The organism is Methanobacterium sp. BAmetb5, from assembly GCF_003491305.1.
Classification (GTDB): domain Archaea; phylum Methanobacteriota; class Methanobacteria; order Methanobacteriales; family Methanobacteriaceae; genus Methanobacterium.
Map to the genome: position 1 here is coordinate 1,140,001 of NZ_CP022706.1, position 18,590 is coordinate 1,158,590.

Sequence of the window (18,590 nt, forward strand, 5' to 3'; positions counted from 1 at the left end):
CCAATATACTGGCCCTCTGCCGTACCAAAAAAGAAGATATCGACACGGCACTGGACTGTAATGTAGATGGAATAATCACCTTCCTCGGCACTTCCGCCCTCCACCTTAAGCATAAACTTAAAGTGAACCAGGAAGACGCCCTTAACATCTGTATGAATGCCATTGAATATGCCAAAGACCACGGACTCTTTGTGGCCTTCTCGGCAGAAGATGCCACCCGAACTGATCTGAACTTCCTGAAGAGTGTTTACAAAAGAGCAGAAGATTATGGTGCAGACCGTGTACACATAGCCGACACCGTAGGGGCCATAAGTCCCCAGGGTATGGATTACCTGGTTCGTGAGTTGAAAAAGGATATAAACATAGAAATAGCTTTACATTGCCACAATGATTTTGGAATGGCCTTAACTAACAGTATTGCAGGTTTACTGGCTGGTGCCAGTGCAGTGTCCACTACTGTTAACGGAATAGGGGAAAGAGCAGGTAATACATCCCTGGAAGAAATGGTAATGACCCTTTTACTCATATACGGAGTGGATCTGGATTTCAACATAGAGGTGTTCTACGAGCTATCCCAGATGGTGGAAGAACTAACCAACATGAAAGTTCCCAACAACAAACCCATTGTGGGTAAAAATGTGTTCCGACACGAATCAGGCATACATGTAGACGCAGTTATTGAAGAACCCCTAACCTATGAACCTTTCCTACCCGAACTCATTGGTCACCAGAGACAGATCGTGCTGGGTAAACATTCCGGATGCCGGGCAGTAAAAGCCAAACTGGATGAATGCGGGATCGCGGTTAGTAAAGATGAACTGTGCAAGATCGTGGGAAAGGTAAAGGAAAAAAGGGAAGAAGGGAAATACATCAATGATAAAGTTTTCAATGAAATTGTACGCTCAGTCCGAGGGCCATTTGAGTTCTAAATCACGGAAACTACGATGACTCTTAAATTAAAGAGGAATGAAGTAAATATTTTTACCAGATTAACGGTGTTTTAGTTATGAATATCACTGAAAAAATACTTGCCAGAGCTTCTGGAGCAAAAGAAGTTCAACCCGGAGAGATCATTGAAGTAGAGGTTGATCTGGCCATGAGCCACGATGGAACCTCCCCACCTACCATAAACACCTTCAACAAGATCGCCGACCAGGTCTGGGATCCAGATAAAATCGTCATGGTCTACGACCACAACCTACCGGCTAATACCATGGGTTCGGCTGAATTCCAGAGAGTGACCAGGGATTTTGCCCGGGCACAGGGAATTAAAAATCTTTACACTCATGGAGAAGGAATATGCCACCAGGTACTCCCGGAAGAGGGTTTCATCAAGCCCGGTATGGTAGTGGTGGGTGCTGATTCTCACACCTGTACTTACGGAGCCTTTGGAGCCTTTGCCACAGGTATGGGTGCCACTGATGTGGCTGTGGTCTACGCAACCGGTAAAACCTGGTTTATGGTTCCCGGAGCATTCCAGATTGAAGTGGATGGAATTTTAAGGGAACATGTTACTGCCAAAGACCTGATTCTCCATATAATAGGGAGTATAGGTTCCTACGGTGCCACCTACAAGACCCTTGAATTCTGTGGCAGCACAGTTCAGGACATGGATGTGGCGGGCAGAATGACCATGTGTAATATGGCGGTGGAATCCGGGGCGAAAAATGGGATAATGGAACCCAACCAGTCTGTTTTAAAATATTTAAAGGAGCGAAATGTGGAAAATTTCCAGATATTCACTTCGGATCCTGATTCTATCTACGAAAAAACACTACACTTCTCGGTGGATGACCTGGAACCCCAGGTCGCCTGCCCCCATAATGTGGATAATGTCCACCCTGTTTCCCATGTTTCTGGAGAATCAATTGACCAGGCCTTCATTGGTTCCTGTACCAATGGTCGGCTGGAAGACCTGCGCATGGCTGCCCAGGTACTGGAAAATGAGAAAGTTCATCCAGATGTTAGACTCATCGTGTCACCGGCTTCTCGCCGAATCTATCAGACAGCAATAGCTGAAGGGATCATTGAAACATTCCTGGATGCTGGAGCCATTATCATTAATCCCGGATGTGGGCCCTGCTTAGGGGCCCATATGGGTGTTTTAACTGCCGGAGAGGTGTGCATCTCCACCACCAACCGTAACTTCGTGGGACGTATGGGAGATCCCCTATCTGAGGTGTACCTGGCCAACCCGGCAGTGGTGGCTTACTCTGCTATTCACGGTGAAATAAGAAACCCTAGTGAATAAAAATGGACCCTAAAATCTTTAAAGGAATAAAACAGATTGAAGACGAGTTAGGAAAACTTTCCAGTGCACAGAAGATACTTCTGGCCACGGATGGATCGGTAACCACCATCCTGGACGTGCTCAAGGGACATGTTAGTATAAGGACCCTGGTTCAGGAATTCCGGGAAGCAGATGAGGAAGCTGCCTCTCTCCTAAATATTAAGGTGGGAGACACCATCAACTACCGAGTGGTGGTTATTGAGGGCCAGGAACCCCTGATATATGCCATTTCCATGATACCCCTGGAAAGATTAGATAATGATTTTAAAGAGGATTTAATCCGGGCGGATATCCCAATTGGCCGTATTCTCCGTAAACACGACATTGAATCCCGTAGGGAGATAAAATCAGTTTCACTGGAAGAACCAGAGCCAGAAATGGTGGATATCTTCCACACCAACACCCGGATGTTAAGGAGGACCTACAACATAATCCACAAAAACCAGATACTGGTGTGGTTAATGGAAACCTTCCCCCATACCCTGTTTGAAGATTAAATTCCCCTTTTTTAATCCCGAAATAAACATCCCCCTAATAATCAAGGACAACCATTAAAATACCATGTGGATTTAAATATTCTTCATTCAAGAATAAATTACATAAATATTATAATGTTGTTTACTTCCCCCTCAATTGAATTTTAGACTTTATTGGAGAGCGTATACTATGGGAGTGAAATTCAAGGATATTGTGTCCTCCGAAGAAATCAGGTTTGAGGATCTTGATGGTAAAGTGGTGGCTCTGGATGCAGCGAATGTTATTTACCAGTTTCTTTCCAGTATCCGCCAGCTAGACGGCACCCCCCTCAAAGACCAGAACGGGAGAGTGACCTCGCATTTTAGTGGAATACTGTATCGTACATCTTCCCTGGTAGAAAAAGGGATGAAACCTGTTTATGTTTTTGACGGGCAGTCCAGTGCTCTTAAAAAGGAGACTCAACAGAAAAGAAAAGAAATCAAAGAGGAATCAGAACGCAGATGGAAGGAAGCTCTGGAAGAAGGGCGTTTGGATGATGCCCGAAAATTTGCGGTGAGATCTTCACGCATGTCTCCCGAAATCGTGGAAGGGTCCAAAAAACTTCTTAAACTCATGGGAATCCCTTATATCCAGGCTAAAGGGGAAGGAGAAGCCCAGGCCTCTTATATGGTGGAACGTGGTGATGCCTGGTGTGTGGCCTCCCAGGATTACGATTGTATTCTATTCGGAGCTCCCCGTATGGTTAAGAACCTGACCATCAGTGGGGGGCAGGCCTCTCCGGAAATCATCCAGCTGGATAATATCCTGAAAAAACTGGATGTAACCCGTCAGCAACTGGTGGATCTGGCCATAATGGTGGGTACGGATTTCAACCAGGGAATCAAGGGTATTGGGGCAAAGAAGGGTTTGAAACTCATTAAAAAACACGGCGACATATACCATGCCCTGGAACATCTGGATGTGGAGCTGGATGTTGATCCTGATATTTTGCGGGATATGTTCCTCAAACATGAAGTTGAATCCCATTACCAGTTGAAATGGCAGAAGGCCAATCCGGAAGAAATTGTGGATTTCTTGTGCCGAGAACATGATTTTTCCGAGGACCGGGTTTTAACTGCCGTGGACAAACTGAAAAAACTGGAAACCACCCAAAGCAGCCTGGAACAGTGGTTCTAGAAAATTTTATTTTTAAAGGTTGAGGATTATTGTTTATTTTAAGAGTTAAGGATTATTATTTATTTTTAAGGGTAATGATCAAATCCCCTACAAAAAAGGACAGATTAAATCCATTACAGGAAATTAGTCCCCCTAAAAGGGAGGATAATTCCCGAAAAACTCCTGAGCATACCTGCTGGCCCTTTCCACTTGGGTGGGGTAATTCTTTCTCATGTTTTTTTCCACCTCATCCCGGCTACTGGAGCCAGCCATGATCCTTAAAACATCTGTGTAAACATTTAAAGAATCTTTTGATGGATTACATGGCATTTCCAGGGTGATACAAACATCGTTTCTGGTAAAAAGAGTAGTTCTGATGTTGGGAGAGGCCGAACCTATCAGTACACCTTCACCCAGATCTATAAGGGGTGGAACTCCTTTTTCATCCCATCTTTCCGGAGAAGTCAGTTTAGGGTAGTTTTCTTTCCTATAACAATGTGCTTCCACGTATATCTGGGGGTTGTAGTGGTTAATCAGGTACAGGACTTCCTTACCTACCTTGGATTCATAGTACTGGGGATCGAGGGTGCTCCGGTAGGGACTGGTATCACAGTTATGGATCACCAGTTTACCTTCATCCACATCCTTATCCCGGATCTTTTGAAGGGCATTTATGGTGCTTAAACCTTCCTTACCGTGCACTCCTCCAATAAAAAGCCGGTTGATTCCTTCCCCTTTGTCTATGATCTTAAAGTATGCCATCTAACATCACTTAATTGAGTTAAACCATTATATCTGTGATTAGTTCAAATTTTAGGTGTTTTACCACACCGGAATGAGTTGTATTCCTTAAAAATCAGAAATGCCCCTTCTAACTGTTTTACCTGTCGAGGATTTAAATCATAACCCTCCTGCTTTACCATTTCAGTTATTAATTTATCCAGGTCCTGATAACTCTTTAAATCAGTTTCCATGGCCCTCTTTTTAATTTCCACGAAAGCAGGATGGAAATTATCAGTATATTCTTTAAAATAATCATCCAGTTGCTGGACCTGCCGGGGGTAAATTTGGCCCAGTTTTTGCAGTATCTCTCCGCGGTTGCTGGAGCTGGCAATTATCTCCATGATCCTCTGACAGCTTTTTAATGCTTCTTTAGATGGGTTGCAGGGCATTTCAAGGACAAAAGGGAAATCATTAAGAGCAAAAAATACTGAACGAATCAGGGGAGAAACAGAACCCATCAACACTCCATTTTCAAGTTCCACCAGGCCGGGAACTCCGAAAAAATCCTTTCTGTCTCCTCTGGTGAGTTTAAAATAACTATCTTGATGGTAACAGTGCAGTTCCAGGAATATTTCTGGTTTATTCTCCTGAATGATGCTCACCAGTTTGCTACCTGCAAGAGAAAGATAATAAAGGGGATCCAAGGTGCTCAGGTAGGGACTGGGAGGGAAATTGTAGAGTGCCCAGCGTCCTTCCGGGACATTGATATCTTTAGCAACCTCAATGACCTGGATAGTACTCGAACCCTCTTTGCCGTGTATTCCACCCACTAACAGGCGGGAAGTTCCACCTTTAACGCTATTTTCCCACGAATAGGTCGTTTCCATTACGTTCCCTTGCCCCTGCTTATCTTTTTTAATTTCTGATTCGATTTCCGTCATTATTTAAAAGGAGGATATTAGGTGAAAACCGGTTAGGTTCCGTGTTCCCATCCTTCCAGATATTCAACCTGTTTTTCGGTTAAATCATCAATTTCGATGCCCATTGCTTTTAATTTAAGTCTGGCCACCCTCATGTCTGCTTCATCAGGAGTTTTGTGAACTCCAATTTCCATAGGGGTGTTTACCAGCTGTTCAGCAGATAAGGCCTGCATGGCAAAGCTCAGGTCCATGATCTCAGCAGGGTGCCCCTGTCCTCTTTCACCAGCCAGGTTAACCAGCCTACCATCGGCCAGGAGATATACTCGGCGACCATCTTCCATTACAAATTCATCGATGTCGGGCTTCATCTTTTTCTGCTCTATTGCCATCTGGTCCAGGTCTTCCCGGTTTATCTCCACGTTGAAGTGGCCGGAGTTGGCCATTATACATCCATCCTTCATTACCTTAAAGTCATCACCAGAGACTATATCCACGTTTCCTGTGGCCGTAACCAAGATGTCCGCGTGTTTAACTGCTTCATGCACGGTCATGACCCGGTAACCATCCATTCGTGCTTCCAATGCCCTTATAGGGTCAACTTCAGTTACAATTACATTGGCTCCCAGTCCCTGGGCACGCATGGCTATTCCTCGACCGCACCATCCATATCCACATACCACCACATTTTTTCCAGCTATGAGAATGTTGGTGGATCCCATTATGGAGTCAAAGGTTGATTGTCCAGTCCCGTAGCGGTTGTCAAAGAGGTACTTGGTGTAGGCATCGTTTACTGCTATCACCGGGAATTCCAGGGCACCATCGGCGTGCATGGACTTTAACCGATGAATTCCAGTGGTGGTTTCCTCACAGGCTCCCTTGATCTTGTCCAGAACATCCCTTCTTTTTTTGTGGATCATGAATATCATGTCTGCTCCGTCATCGATGATGATGTCGGGCTCATGATCCAGTACCATGTTGATGGTCTGGTAGTACTCCTCATTGGTCTGTTCTCTCCAGCCATACATGTTAAGACCCAAACTGGCACCAGCGGCCGTGGCATCATCCTGGGTTGAGAGTGGGTTGCAGCCAGTCATGGCCACTTCTGCACCTCCGGCTTGAAGTGTTAAACCCAGGTTGATGGTTTTGGGTTCCAGGTGCAGGCAGGAACCTATGGTGATTCCCTCAAAGGGTTTTTCTTCTTCGAAACGTTTTTTAATGGTCTCCAACACTGGCATGTGTCTCTGGACCCATTCAATCTTCTTTTTACCCTGAGGGGCTAAATCCATACTTTTTACTTTATAAGGCATTGTATCACCGTTAAATCATATTCAATGAATATTCATAAAATATATTACCAATTATAGATGTTAATTCTCCATTCTTATATAATAAGTCTCCCGGTTAAATGATAATTTTCATCTCTAAATAAAGAACAAAAGAATTCTAAAAAAAGCCAATAATGATATTAATTAAAACTAAAAGAATTCCGGACTGAAAAAAGAATAGATATGAAAATAAGGATATTTAAGTTAAATACAGGGTAAAATAAAAAGAATAGAGAAGATCCGGTGGATGAAGATCTTCTCTTTTTAGAGGTTTTTTAGGACTCTGCTATCTCTTAGTGGTACTGCACCATGTCCACTTTTTCCTCGGTTTTGACCTTTTTCATGGCTTTTTTGAAGGATTTCATGTTGACTTCTTCGGCCTTAAGGTCTTCCCTGAGGGTTAACATGACTGCTTCCCGGCACACTGCTTCAATATCTGCACCGACGTATTTTGTGGTGTTTTTAGCCAGGTACTCCAAGTCCACATCATCAGCCAGGGGCATGTCCTTGGTGTGTACTTTGAATATTTCCAGTCGGGCCTTTTCATCAGGGTCATCTACCTTTACGTGCCGGTCAAACCTGCCCGGTCTCAAAAGTGCCGGGTCCATGATATCCACCCGGTTGGTGGCGGCGATGACTGCTACGTCCTGTAACTCCTCTAATCCATCAATTTCTGTGAGTAACTGGTTTACCACCCTCTGGGTGACTCCGCTGTCAGTGCTGGAGCCGGACCGGGCTGAGGCTATGCTGTCTATTTCGTCGAAGAATATGACGGTGGGTGCAGTTTGCCTGGCCTTGCGGAATACTTCCCTTACACCTTTTTCAGATTCTCCCACCCATTTGGAGAGTAATTCTGGTCCTTTGACTGCTATGAAGTTGGCCTGACTTTCGTTGGCCACAGCCTTGGCCAGCAAGGTTTTACCAGTACCCGGAGGTCCGTATATAAGTACACCTTTGGGTGGTGTGACTCCGAATTTGTCAAAGCTTTCTGGATACTTTAAAGGCCATTCCACGGCTTCTCTTAGTTCCTGTTTGGCGTTTTCCAAGCCACCAATATCCTCCCATTTAATATCCGGCACCTGTACCAGGACTTCGCGGAGTGCAGATGGCTGGATTTCTTTCAAAGCTTCTTTGAAGTCGGATTTCTTGATGATCATCTTTTTAAGGGTTTCTTGGGGTATTTCCTCATCGGCTTTGATATCCGGCAGTACTCTACGTAGAACCCTCATTGCTGCTTCTTTACAGAGCATTTCCAGGTCTGCTCCCACGAAACCATGGGTGGTGTCAGCTATTTCATCAAGATCCACCTTGTCATCCAGGGGCATTCCCCTGGTGTGTATCTGGAGGACTTCCTGGCGTCCGTCCTTGTCTGGCACTCCTATTTCTATTTCCCGGTCAAATCTTCCACCACGGCGCAGGGCAGGATCCAGAGCATCCGGTCGGTTAGTGGCACCTATTACCACCACTTGGCCTCTACTTTTAAGTCCATCCATTAAAGTTAGTAGCTGGGCAACCACGCGTCGTTCTGTTTCTCCGGAGACTTCTTCCCTTTTGGGAGCTATGGCATCTATTTCATCAATGAATACAATGGATGGGGCGTTTTCTTCTGCTTCTTCGAAGAATTCACGTAGTTTTTCTTCGGATCCACCCACGTATTTGCTCATGATCTCCGGACCCTGTATGGCAATGAAGTGGGCATCACTTTCATTAGCCACAGCCTTGGCCAGCAAGGTTTTACCAGTACCAGGAGGTCCGTGCATTAACACTCCTTTTGGTGGTGATATCCCCAGTCTTTCGAAGAGTTCCGGTCGTTTCAGGGGTATTTCAATCATTTCCCTGACTTTCTTCACTTCTTCCTTGAGGCCACCTATGTCTTCATAGGTGACATCTACCAGGGTTTTCACTCCTTCCAGTTTGGACACGTCCACTGGTTCGGTTTGAACTTCAACATCAGTCATTTCTGTGATTTTAACGGCTCCGGCTGGTTTGGTGGCCACTACTGCCAGTTTCAGTTCTCCCATGGGGCTGACATCAGACATGGCATCGCGGAAGAACTCGTCAAACAGGCTTCCCCTCATAGTACTCTGTTGTTGTCGGATTCCAGTTACAATGATATCCCCTTTAGATAATACTCGGCCACGGAAGGCTCCCCTTACATCACCCCGGATCATGACTTTCTGATCCACCGGGGCCAGCACCACTTTCTGTGCTTCTTTAACTTCGGCCTTTCGTACCGTAACTTCTTCTCCCAGGGAGGTTCCGGCATTTTTCCGGATGTACCCATCGATCCTTATGATACCCAACCCAATGTCAGATTGGGAGGAGGCCACAGTAGTGGCCGTGAGCTTTCGACCTTCAATTTCAATCATGTCTCCGTCGAGAAGATCAAGCTTCCCCATGCATGCCGGGTCTATACGAGCAATTGATCTACCAACATCTGCCTGTGAAAAGGCTTCTGCTACTTTTAATTTCATTTCTTCGTTTTTAATGATAAATCCCCCTATAAATTCTTTTATATCTATAATGAAAGTAAAAAAAATCTTTATAATTCAATATAAATTCTATTTGTATTTAGTTAACTTATGTTACTTTAACATTGTAGGTTATACTATATAAAGGTTGCGGTGGATCCGAACTTATGAATGGAAGGAAAAGAAGAAAAAAAATATTCCACTATAAAATCAGATATCCATTACCATGCTGCCAGTATCATGGCGGTGACTATCACTATAAAGCCTATTGCTAATATAGGTACGGTAACCATGTCCAATCTTCGGGCCAGGTCTTTTTCTCCCTGGTTATGATAGTGTATGGATATGGCGGACTCCACTAAACACATGGCCACTACGAAAAAGGCCAGAGAAGCCACGTAATGTCCCACGGTTATAACTCCCGTGGGGACCATATTGGTAATTAAAACCATGTTGGTTATTAGCACGAACATGGAAGCTCCCTCCATGGAAAAACGCCCCTGGAATGACATGATAAAAAGGGAGGATAAGGCTGCCAATACAGCGATGAACATACCAATGAGTGATACGAATAAGACTGTGTTGTCTTCCCGGGATAACAGTATACCAGTTCTTAACTGGGAGAACACTCCACTGGAAACCGAGGGATCTCCCATGGTTGAGTTATAACTGAATGGCTTTTCAGTCATGTTAAATGAATTAACCCCGTAACCGGGAACATTGACATCATCCCCCACTGATGACCCTTCTTTATCAGGTACAAAGATCAACTTGTCCCTTTGATCAGCCGTGTCCTGGATAACAATGGTTAAAAACTGATCATCTACTGGGAAGCGGTTCATGTCGAATTTTTTGGTGATGGTAGCGGCAACCTTGTATAAGGCATAATTTTCATCACCCACCGTTCCATTCTTGATGAGTTGGACATCTTTGTCGGACACCGTCCCGTCAATCACTTGGAAACTATCACCCGGATTTAAATCCCCCTTCCATTTAAACCATATATAAAAATCAACTGTCCACAGATTGTCCTTTATATTAAGGGATTTAATTCTATTCACATAAAGGCCCACTGTAACCTTTTCCGCTGCTGCTGGATCCTGATAATCCTCAGGAGTTAATCCACTTTCCACCACATCCGGATTGATGGCTTCCCCAATATTCACAAAGTCCTGTGCGGTGTTCTGATAGGTAACCCAGATCAGTGCTCCCCCTACAGTAGCCAGGATAACAATCAGTATTATAGCCCATCCACGTACCAGACCAATATCATTTAAGGAGTCTTTAAGATTAGAAGGTTTGCGATTATCCTTAATAGTAATCACCCACACACACTCGGTACTTCTAGTATAGAATTAATAGGTTATAATATTTTTTTATCGGCAAATTTTATTAACTTAAAAAAGATTTATTTCAAAAAGAATTCCAAAAAGAGTCTATGAACTTAAAAATTCAGCCCTTGCCTGAATTTACCTGATTTTGCCACCGAATGTGGTCAATATACTTTCCACTTCCGTTCTAAGTCCAGAATCAACAACCTGGTAGGTGATGGTAATGCTTATCCATCCTTCGGGTATTTGTTGGCCCTGATAAACATCGACCACTTTAGCCTGAACCACACCCTCAATTTTTTCAATATTCCAGGCAATCAAATCCGGTTTAGAGTTTTCTGGAAATATAACCGAAACATCAAAGGTTTTTAAAGGAATGTTATCTATTTTCCACTGCCTAATTTCCTCTGCACTTAAAACCTCCACATTAGAAAGTTTAAGCCGGGTAATTTTATTATTCTCCTTCAACATTACAAAATCAGGGTTTAATTCTTCCAGGACTCCAATGTGTATTTTCTGGGAGTACATATGCCTCAGACCAACTTCTTGCCCCATGGATTCTTTTAAGTAGGTTACCTCTGCATTGAGGGCTGATATTGCCTTATCAGATCTTCCGAGGGCTGCTTCCAGATCATCCAGATGTTTGGCTGCTGAACTCATTGCTTTTACAAAACCCTCCTGATTCTCCTCATCGATCATTGATTTAAGATGAGTGAATGTTTCCAGGAAGGTTTCGTGGACTTCCGGAATGTATCGATTCTGAGTTTGGATTGAATAGTAAAGGTAGGGGTTTTGAGCCACGATCCGGGCTATCATATCCAGCATGAGACTGTAAACTGGGCTGGAGAACTTACGTGACTCTTTAATATCCACTTCCATCTTTTCGATGGTGCTGGCTATGGCAATGTAAGCAAAATGAGTTAAACCCTGTACAATACTCATCATCCGGTCGTGAAATTCAGGTGTGGTTTCCAGTATACGCGCCTGTTCTAATCTTAAAAATTCCACCACTTGGGGATACCAGTTCCCCCTGGTTTGAGGGGTGAGAACTATCACCTGTCCCTCCAGTGACCTTATCCGGGGGCCAAACATGGGGTGGGTGGGAAGTACTTCCACTCCGGCCGGAACTGTTTCCTGCATGATCTGGGCGGGTAATTCCTTAACTGAGGTCACATCCACCAGCAATGCCCCCTCCTGGAGATGAGGGGCCACTTCTTTTATGGTTTGGGGTGTGAATTCAATGGGGACAGCCACTATCACCACTTGTGCACTGGATGCTGCTTGGGTATTGCTGGAGGTGTAGTATACTCCCATTTTAGTGGCTATGGCTTCTCCCAGGAGAGTGTTTCTTCCAGTAATGGTAACCTGGCATCCTTTGTTTTTAAGAAAGTTAGCAATCCAGTTTCCCAGTCCACGGGTTCCGCCTATAACCGCTACTTGCATAGGGTTATCTATTAGATAGGATGGATATTAAATTTTTCATATTTCCTAAGAATTAGGGGATCTTCCCCTACTCTTAGAGATGTTATATTTCCAGTGTTCCAACCTTCTCCTTTTCTGCACTTCCCGCCATGGAATCCAAAGTCTCCATGAATTCCATGAGCCGGGATTCCTGCATGACCTCTAAAAACCTTTCTAACTGGATTTTTTGTTGTATGAATATGCCTCTACGTTTTATAGGGCGACCAAACTCATCCAATGGGTTTATTTCGACCATTATGCTTTCCTGATCCCCCCTGGTGGGTGCCTTTATCAGAAAAACGCCTTCGATGGACGTGGGGACCCTTTGCCACGGTTTTACGTTTTCCAGGGTTTCTTTTATCTTGTTTTTTAGCTGGTTGTCCATTTAATCACCACCCCTGAATATGTAATACCTTTTATATATAAGTTATGATTAAAGGTAAAAAACTTATGAGTTAAGTACCAGAAAATTAGAGGATGTAAAGAAAAGATTTAAACCTAAAATAAGAAAATATAGGGTAATCCACATCATAAAAAATTATTTTACGTAAAAATTTAGGAAATTCATCACCAGAAGTTATAGAGGATATTAAAAAATGCGCATAGTTCATCAAGATGCCAAAAGAGGAATTATCGAACTATTTCCAGAAACTCTGGATGATCTCTGGCACCTTTCTCACATTATAGAACCAGGAGATATGGTTTCATCTCGAACCACCCGTCGTATACAGGATACCACTGGAGAACGCTTGCGCAGTGACCGTGGTATTAAAAAAACATTTTTCATGGGCATACGGGTGGAGAGTATTAACTTCCACAAGTATACTGGGAAACTACGGGCTAAAGGAGTTATTGAGAAGGGGCCGGAAGACCTGGTTTCTCTGGGCTCACATCACACCCTGGATTTGAAGCTCAATAACTCGGTGAAGATACAGAAGGAAAGATGGTCACGATGGCACCGGAAAAGGATCAAAGAAGCCATAGAAGCCTCTAAAATTCCAAAGGCACTGGTGGTGGTAATTGAGGATGATAATGCCGATATGGGTATCCTCCGCCAGTACGGGGTGGAATATTACGGGCCGATAATTGGAGGGATCTCCGGGAAGAGAATGGTGCAGAAAAACCGGCAACAGGTTATTAACAATTTTTACGAGGAAATCGTGAGCACCATTAAGAAGTTTGAGGGAATTGAAGGAATGGTCATTGCCGGGCCTGGGTTCGGTAAAAATGATTTTTATCAGTTTATAAGCCAGAAATATCCGGATATTGCCTGTATTTCCCGGCTGGAAAGCACTGGGGCTGGGGGAAGGTCCGGGATCCATGAAGTGTTGCAGAAGGGTATTCTGGAAGAGATGGCCACCGAGGGCCGTATAGCACAGGAAATACGGATGATGGCCCGGGTTTTGGAGGAGATTGGGAAAGGTTCCCACCTGGTGACCTACGGGAAAAAGGAAGTTAAAACCGCTGCCGAAGCTGGTGCCATAGAGGAATTGCTGGTTATCGATGAATTACTGCGAGAAGAAGATGTGGAGAAGATCATGGACCTGGCTGAAAACCTGGGGGGAAAGGTCATGGTTTTAAGCAGCGAACATGATGGTGGGAAGCAGTTAAGTGCTTTAGGCGGATTAGCAGCCTTATTAAGGTATGCATTGAAATAAAAATAATAAACAGCAAAAAGGTAGTTAAATGAACATTGGAGTAAATTCAAGCCTAACCCTTTTGATAATAGCCTTCTTTCTCTCACTTATTTTAACCCCCTTATTCCAGAAGCTGTTCACTGGAATAGGTGGCAACCTTTACACACCTATACGAGGTGGAACTCCTCGTGCTGTGGGAATAGCCCCCCTGATAGTTCTTTTATTATTTTTCCCACCCCCAGGGAACTATTTAATAGGGTTGATTGGTTTTTTTGCCTTTATAGATGACATAATTGGTAGAAAAAGGATTGAAGGGCTTCCATTCGAGCTGGGTCAACTCTCAAGAGGCATAGGGATGCTCCTGGTCATGGTAATTGGATATTTCTTCTTTGGCCCGGTTTCTATCCTCATTGCCCTGATGGTCCAGCCCCTGAACATTGCCGACATGCAACCAGGTACTGCGACCTCCACCGTGATAGTAATGAGTACTCTAATGGCCATTCTCCTCTACCTTACCACTGGAAATCCTTATTCCCTGGCACTGATTATACTGGCCGTAGTTCTGGGATATGCCCCACTGGATTATCAGGGAAAGATAATGATGGGCGAAGTGGGTAATCATTCCTTTGCCGTGGGTTTAGGAATAATTTACACCCTACTGGGAATCAATGTAGCCCATTTCTATGGATTGGGAAATTTAGGAGTATTTTTAGTGGTACTGGTTCTCTTATTAGTTACTTCATTCCTTATAGCATTCTTAAGACGTGAAAATCTTAAAAACTTCCTGGAAAATAATCTCCAAATCCAAAATCCCGGATTCGGGGATTTACTTATGGATGTTCTGACTGGAGGGGGTTTAGGGGATCTTTTGCGTGGAATTATACTTAAACAAAGGCAGATAACAATAAAACACAAATTTTTAATTATTTTAGGTTTAAGAAGGTTTTTCTATAATCCCCACACCACTTGAGCCTTAATGAAATTTTTAGATTCATCTCCCCTTTATTTATTTTATTTAATTTAATTTCTGTACATCCAGAAATAGTTCATAAAATTCCCTTTTTTTTAATATTTTGAACCATTAATAATTTTTATCCAATTTAGGTGAATCCTAAGTCCGGTTGAATTATCTTATGATGATTTATCCCATGTTCTTTATCTGTAAAAGGTAATATTCAGAATAAATCATACGTCTTATAAAAATCCTCTGGTTAATATGTGATAATCGTCACAATAAATCAATTTAGAAAGGTTTAATTATATGTGAACAAAATTACAATTGGAGAGCAATAGTAATCAATAACTAAACTTCTCCAATGTCTGAATAATGAAGTAATCTACGCGTTAGGTTTAACGTGATAAAAGAAAGGAGGTGAAAAATTGGAAAAAAAAATTAGTTTACTTCTTTTAGTAGTGGTATTTTCACTAGCAGCTGCCGGAACTGTTTCTGCGGTAGATGGATCAACTGATGGATCATCACTCACAACTGCTTTGAATGATTCCAACAATGACTCTTCAGCTTTACCCGATCCCAGATTGTACGATGAAAATGGAAATCTGGTAGGTTCCTATACCACGATCCAACAAGCCTACAGTAACGCTGCAACTGGTACCAGTACACAGATGTATACCATTGAACTGGAAGAAAATGGAGTATTCACGCTAACTGACTTTACAATCGCCAAAAACCTCATATTTACCGTGGCCAACGGTGGAACCGCAACTATCCAGGGTTCTAACAATAGACTGGTCTACATTGCACCAGGTTACACCGTGTACTTCTACAACATCACTTTCCAAAATGGTCATGCTTCTGATGGAACCACATTCCATCCTGACGGATACAATGGTGGTGCAATCTACAATGAAGGTACACTGTACCTTACTGACTGTGTCCTGAGAAATAACCAGGCTGGAGATGGTGGTGCCTGGGATTACGGAGGTATTGGTGGAAACGGTGGAGCAATCTACAACACCGGAAGTGCAACCCTAACCAACTGTGAGATCTACGATAACCGGGCCGGAGATGGTACTGATGGAAATGCACTTACTCATTCCAATGGATATAACGGAGGTAACGGTGGAGCAATCTACAGTACCGGAACCCTCAACATATTCAACAGCGAAATGTACAATAACCGTGCCGGTAACGGTGGAGACGGTGTGATATTAGGTGATGGAGGTAATGGTGGTAACGGTGGAGCAATCTACAACACCGCAACCATGACCATAACTGATAGTGAAATTCATAACAACTTTGCTGGTGATGCTGGTGCCGGGGGTTACCAAGTGATCATTGGAGGTACCGGTGGAACTGGTGGAAACGGTGGAGCAATCTACAACACCGGAACTGCAACCATAACCGACTCTCAAATCAATTCCAACACCGCTGGAGACGGTGGGAGTGGAGCTGATGGAAGTGATGGATTATTAAGTAATGGTTACACCGGACACAATGGAGGTGTGGGTGGTTCTGGTGGAGCAATCTACAACTCTAACCACCTGGAAATCTACGGCACTGAAATCTCCGACAATGAAGCTGGTAACGGTGGAGAAGGTGGAAACGGTGGAAATTCCGGTGAAAACGGATTCCATCCATACACTGGTGGAAACGGTGGCCAGGGCGGTGCCGGTGGAAACGGTGGTGGAGTCTTCAACTCCAACTATCTACTCCTCAATGAATCCGCAGTAACTTCCAACCGAAGTGGAAACGGAGGTACTGGTGGAAACGGTGGCCAGGGTAGTGACCGGTGGAGATATTATTCAACTCAAATATGGAATTGGGTATACGTCCCTTCAGGTAACGGTGGAAACGGCGGAAACGGTGGAGTATCTGGCTCTGGAGCTGGAATCTACCACAATGGAACCTACTTAATCGTTACCAGTAACAACCTAACCAACAACATCATTGGAAATCCTGGTAACGGAGGATTTGGAGGTTTAAAAGGAACCGGAACCGGCGGGACTAATGGAAATCCAGGTAATGCTGGGTCCAGTGGTGCCGGTGGTGCAGTTTTCCTGAGAACCAACATAGCATCACCCCAGATAAATTACAACCGAATCCTGAACAACACCTTACCCGATATTGCCAGTTACAATGGAATAAGTGTAAGCGCTGAAAACAACTGGTGGGGTACTAACTTTGAAAACAGCAGTCCATCTGCTGCAGGAAGAGTATCCGCTGGAGTGGACGCTAATCCCTGGGTAATACTACGCCTAATTGTACCTAACCCCATCTACAATGGTATACCTGTACAGATCATAGGTGACCTTACCCAGAACAGTGATGGTAACCCCGTGGGTGGATACATCCCTAATGGTGTTGAAGCTATTTTTACGGCAACCAGAGGAACTGTTAACACTCCACAGTATACCCTAAATGGTGAAGCACCAACGAATTACTCGCCAACGTCTTCCGGAATGGCTACATTCACTGTAACCGTGGATGATCAAACTGTAACCGTTAATCAGAATGTAGAACCACGGGCAGTTTTAGATTTCACCAAATCAGTGTCTGACAGCACTCCGAACTACGGCGATCTGATTCACTTCATAATAACGGTGCAGAACAGTGGCCCGGATGTAACTGATGTAAGTATCCATGACCTCTTACCAGAAGGCCTGGTTTACCAGTCCCACACACTCAATGCTGGAGAATATGATCCCACCACTGGATTGTGGATTATAACTGGTTTATCAAGTTCCACTGGTGGAGTTTATCTGGACATCTTAGCCCTGGTCAACGCCACCGGATTCTTTAACAACACGGCTACACTGACCCAGTCAGTTTATCCCCAGGATGAGGTTAACCGGAGCGCCACCCTGAATGTGGATCCAGCATCACTGGTCTCTGTGGACATAACTGACAACACCGTGAACCATCAGGCTGATGTGGGTGATAATGTAACCTACACCATAACCGTACACAATGCTGGTCCAGATAACGCCACCAACGTGGTTTTAACCAGCGTGTTACCAGCCGGCCTAGACTTTGTATCAGCCAGCGATGGTGGAATCTACGACCCACTGACCCGGACCATAACCTGGGCTGCATTCAACCTTAACTACGGAGCACCGGATGTTATCCGAACCTTTGTGGCTAAAGTAAACGCAGAAATGGCTGGTGTCCCTGCAGGCATAGTTAACACTGCCAACGCAACTTACACCGAATACCCATCCACTGCCAACGGTACCAACACCGCTATTCACGTGCCCCTGGCTAGTCTTTACATAAACAGCTGGGCCAGTAAAAACAACCCCGTTGTGGGTGAAAACATAACCCTCACCTTCAAGGTGGGTAACAATGGACCAGACACTGCCCGGAATGTGGTATTTACCTTACCCATACCAGTAGGAATGGAGTACGTGGATGTGCTCTTTGTGGACCAGGGAACAGTTACCTACGACCCGGTAAGCAGAACCATAACCTGGACACTGGGAGATGTGGTGGTAGGAGATCCTACCTTACAGATTAGGGTTAAAGTACTCAGTGCAGGAAACTTTGTTTTCACACCAAGGCTTACCACTGATACCTACGACCTCAACACTCACATCCAGAGCATAACTGTAAATGCCCAGGAAGACCCAGTAGTGGTAAATGGTGCAACTAACACCATTGGTATGCAAAACACCGGAGCTCCAATAGCACAGTTAATATTAGCCGTGTTAATGGTTTTAGGTGGATTGTTCGTGTCAAAACGCCAATAAAAAAAACAAAATTGGGATATGAAAATATCCCCTTACCTTATTTTTTTGGATTTAATTAGCCTGTTTTTGATTTAATGAGTTAATATTCCCGTA

At 44.0% G+C, this 18,590-nt stretch carries 14 protein-coding genes (1 of these 14 running past the window's edge); 7 read left to right on the plus strand and 7 right to left on the minus strand.

From position 1 onward, the window contains the following. The 4 genes from CIT02_RS05520 to fen all read left to right on the plus strand — a co-directional run. Positions 1–929, plus strand: partial view of a homocitrate synthase family protein gene (locus CIT02_RS05520; protein WP_292614777.1) — the 3' portion only. Its footprint begins 247 nt before the window's first position; 929 of the gene's 1,176 nt are visible here — the last part of the coding sequence; its start codon lies off the left edge, out of view; the stop codon is at positions 927–929. 77 nt (positions 930–1,006) lie between these two features. Beyond that, complete coding sequence (gene hacA, locus CIT02_RS05525; protein WP_292614779.1) at positions 1,007–2,251, plus strand: homoaconitase large subunit; 1,245 nt, start codon at positions 1,007–1,009, stop codon at positions 2,249–2,251. A 2-nt stretch (positions 2,252–2,253) separates the two neighbouring features. Continuing rightward, entirely contained in the window at positions 2,254–2,787 is a 534-nt protein-coding gene (locus CIT02_RS05530; protein ID WP_292614781.1) for a chorismate lyase, read from the plus strand. A gap of 169 nt (positions 2,788–2,956) precedes the next feature. After that, on the plus strand, positions 2,957–3,943 hold the full coding sequence (gene fen, locus CIT02_RS05535; protein WP_292614783.1) for a flap endonuclease-1: 987 nt from the start codon (positions 2,957–2,959) through the stop codon (positions 3,941–3,943). 132 nt (positions 3,944–4,075) lie between these two features. On the opposite strand, the gene CIT02_RS05540 is transcribed toward fen, so the two are convergent. The 7 genes from CIT02_RS05540 to CIT02_RS05570 form a co-directional block, all read right to left on the minus strand. Then, positions 4,076–4,684 carry a DUF2119 domain-containing protein gene (locus CIT02_RS05540; RefSeq protein WP_292614785.1) on the minus strand — a complete coding sequence of 203 codons (609 nt, stop codon included), beginning with the start codon at positions 4,682–4,684 and terminating at the stop codon, positions 4,076–4,078. A gap of 44 nt (positions 4,685–4,728) precedes the next feature. Then, positions 4,729–5,532: a DUF2119 domain-containing protein gene (locus tag CIT02_RS05545; RefSeq protein ID WP_292614787.1), complete on the minus strand. Its 804-nt coding sequence runs from the start codon at positions 5,530–5,532 to the stop codon at positions 4,729–4,731. 86 nt (positions 5,533–5,618) lie between these two features. Beyond that, positions 5,619–6,872, minus strand: a complete 1,254-nt coding sequence (gene ahcY / locus CIT02_RS05550) for an adenosylhomocysteinase (protein WP_292614789.1) — start codon at positions 6,870–6,872, stop codon at positions 5,619–5,621. A gap of 311 nt (positions 6,873–7,183) precedes the next feature. After that, on the minus strand, positions 7,184–9,379 hold the full coding sequence (locus CIT02_RS05555) for a CDC48 family AAA ATPase (RefSeq protein WP_292614915.1): 2,196 nt from the start codon (positions 9,377–9,379) through the stop codon (positions 7,184–7,186). 203 nt (positions 9,380–9,582) lie between these two features. Next, positions 9,583–10,686: a hypothetical protein gene (locus CIT02_RS05560; RefSeq protein ID WP_292614791.1), complete on the minus strand. Its 1,104-nt coding sequence runs from the start codon at positions 10,684–10,686 to the stop codon at positions 9,583–9,585. A 144-nt stretch (positions 10,687–10,830) separates the two neighbouring features. Continuing rightward, a complete protein-coding gene (locus tag CIT02_RS05565; protein WP_292614793.1) occupies positions 10,831–12,135 on the minus strand; it encodes a prephenate dehydrogenase in 1,305 nt (434 codons plus the stop codon). An 82-nt stretch (positions 12,136–12,217) separates the two neighbouring features. Beyond that, positions 12,218–12,538 (minus strand): hypothetical protein, encoded by a 321-nt coding sequence (locus CIT02_RS05570; protein WP_048085656.1) that lies wholly within the window; start codon positions 12,536–12,538, stop codon positions 12,218–12,220. 211 nt (positions 12,539–12,749) lie between these two features. Here CIT02_RS05570 and CIT02_RS05575 point away from each other — a divergent pair, with 211 nt between their 5' ends. The 3 genes from CIT02_RS05575 (at position 12,750) to CIT02_RS05585 (ending at position 18,497) form a co-directional block, all read left to right on the plus strand. Next, the gene (locus CIT02_RS05575; protein WP_292614797.1) at positions 12,750–13,811 is read left to right on the plus strand and encodes an mRNA surveillance protein pelota; all 1,062 of its coding nucleotides are present in this window, start codon (positions 12,750–12,752) and stop codon (positions 13,809–13,811) included. 28 nt (positions 13,812–13,839) lie between these two features. Beyond that, entirely contained in the window at positions 13,840–14,760 is a 921-nt protein-coding gene (locus tag CIT02_RS05580; RefSeq protein WP_292614799.1) for a cell wall biosynthesis protein, read from the plus strand. 410 nt (positions 14,761–15,170) lie between these two features. After that, complete coding sequence (locus CIT02_RS05585; protein ID WP_292614801.1) at positions 15,171–18,497, plus strand: DUF11 domain-containing protein; 3,327 nt, start codon at positions 15,171–15,173, stop codon at positions 18,495–18,497. The last annotated feature ends 93 nt before the right edge of the window (positions 18,498–18,590 follow it).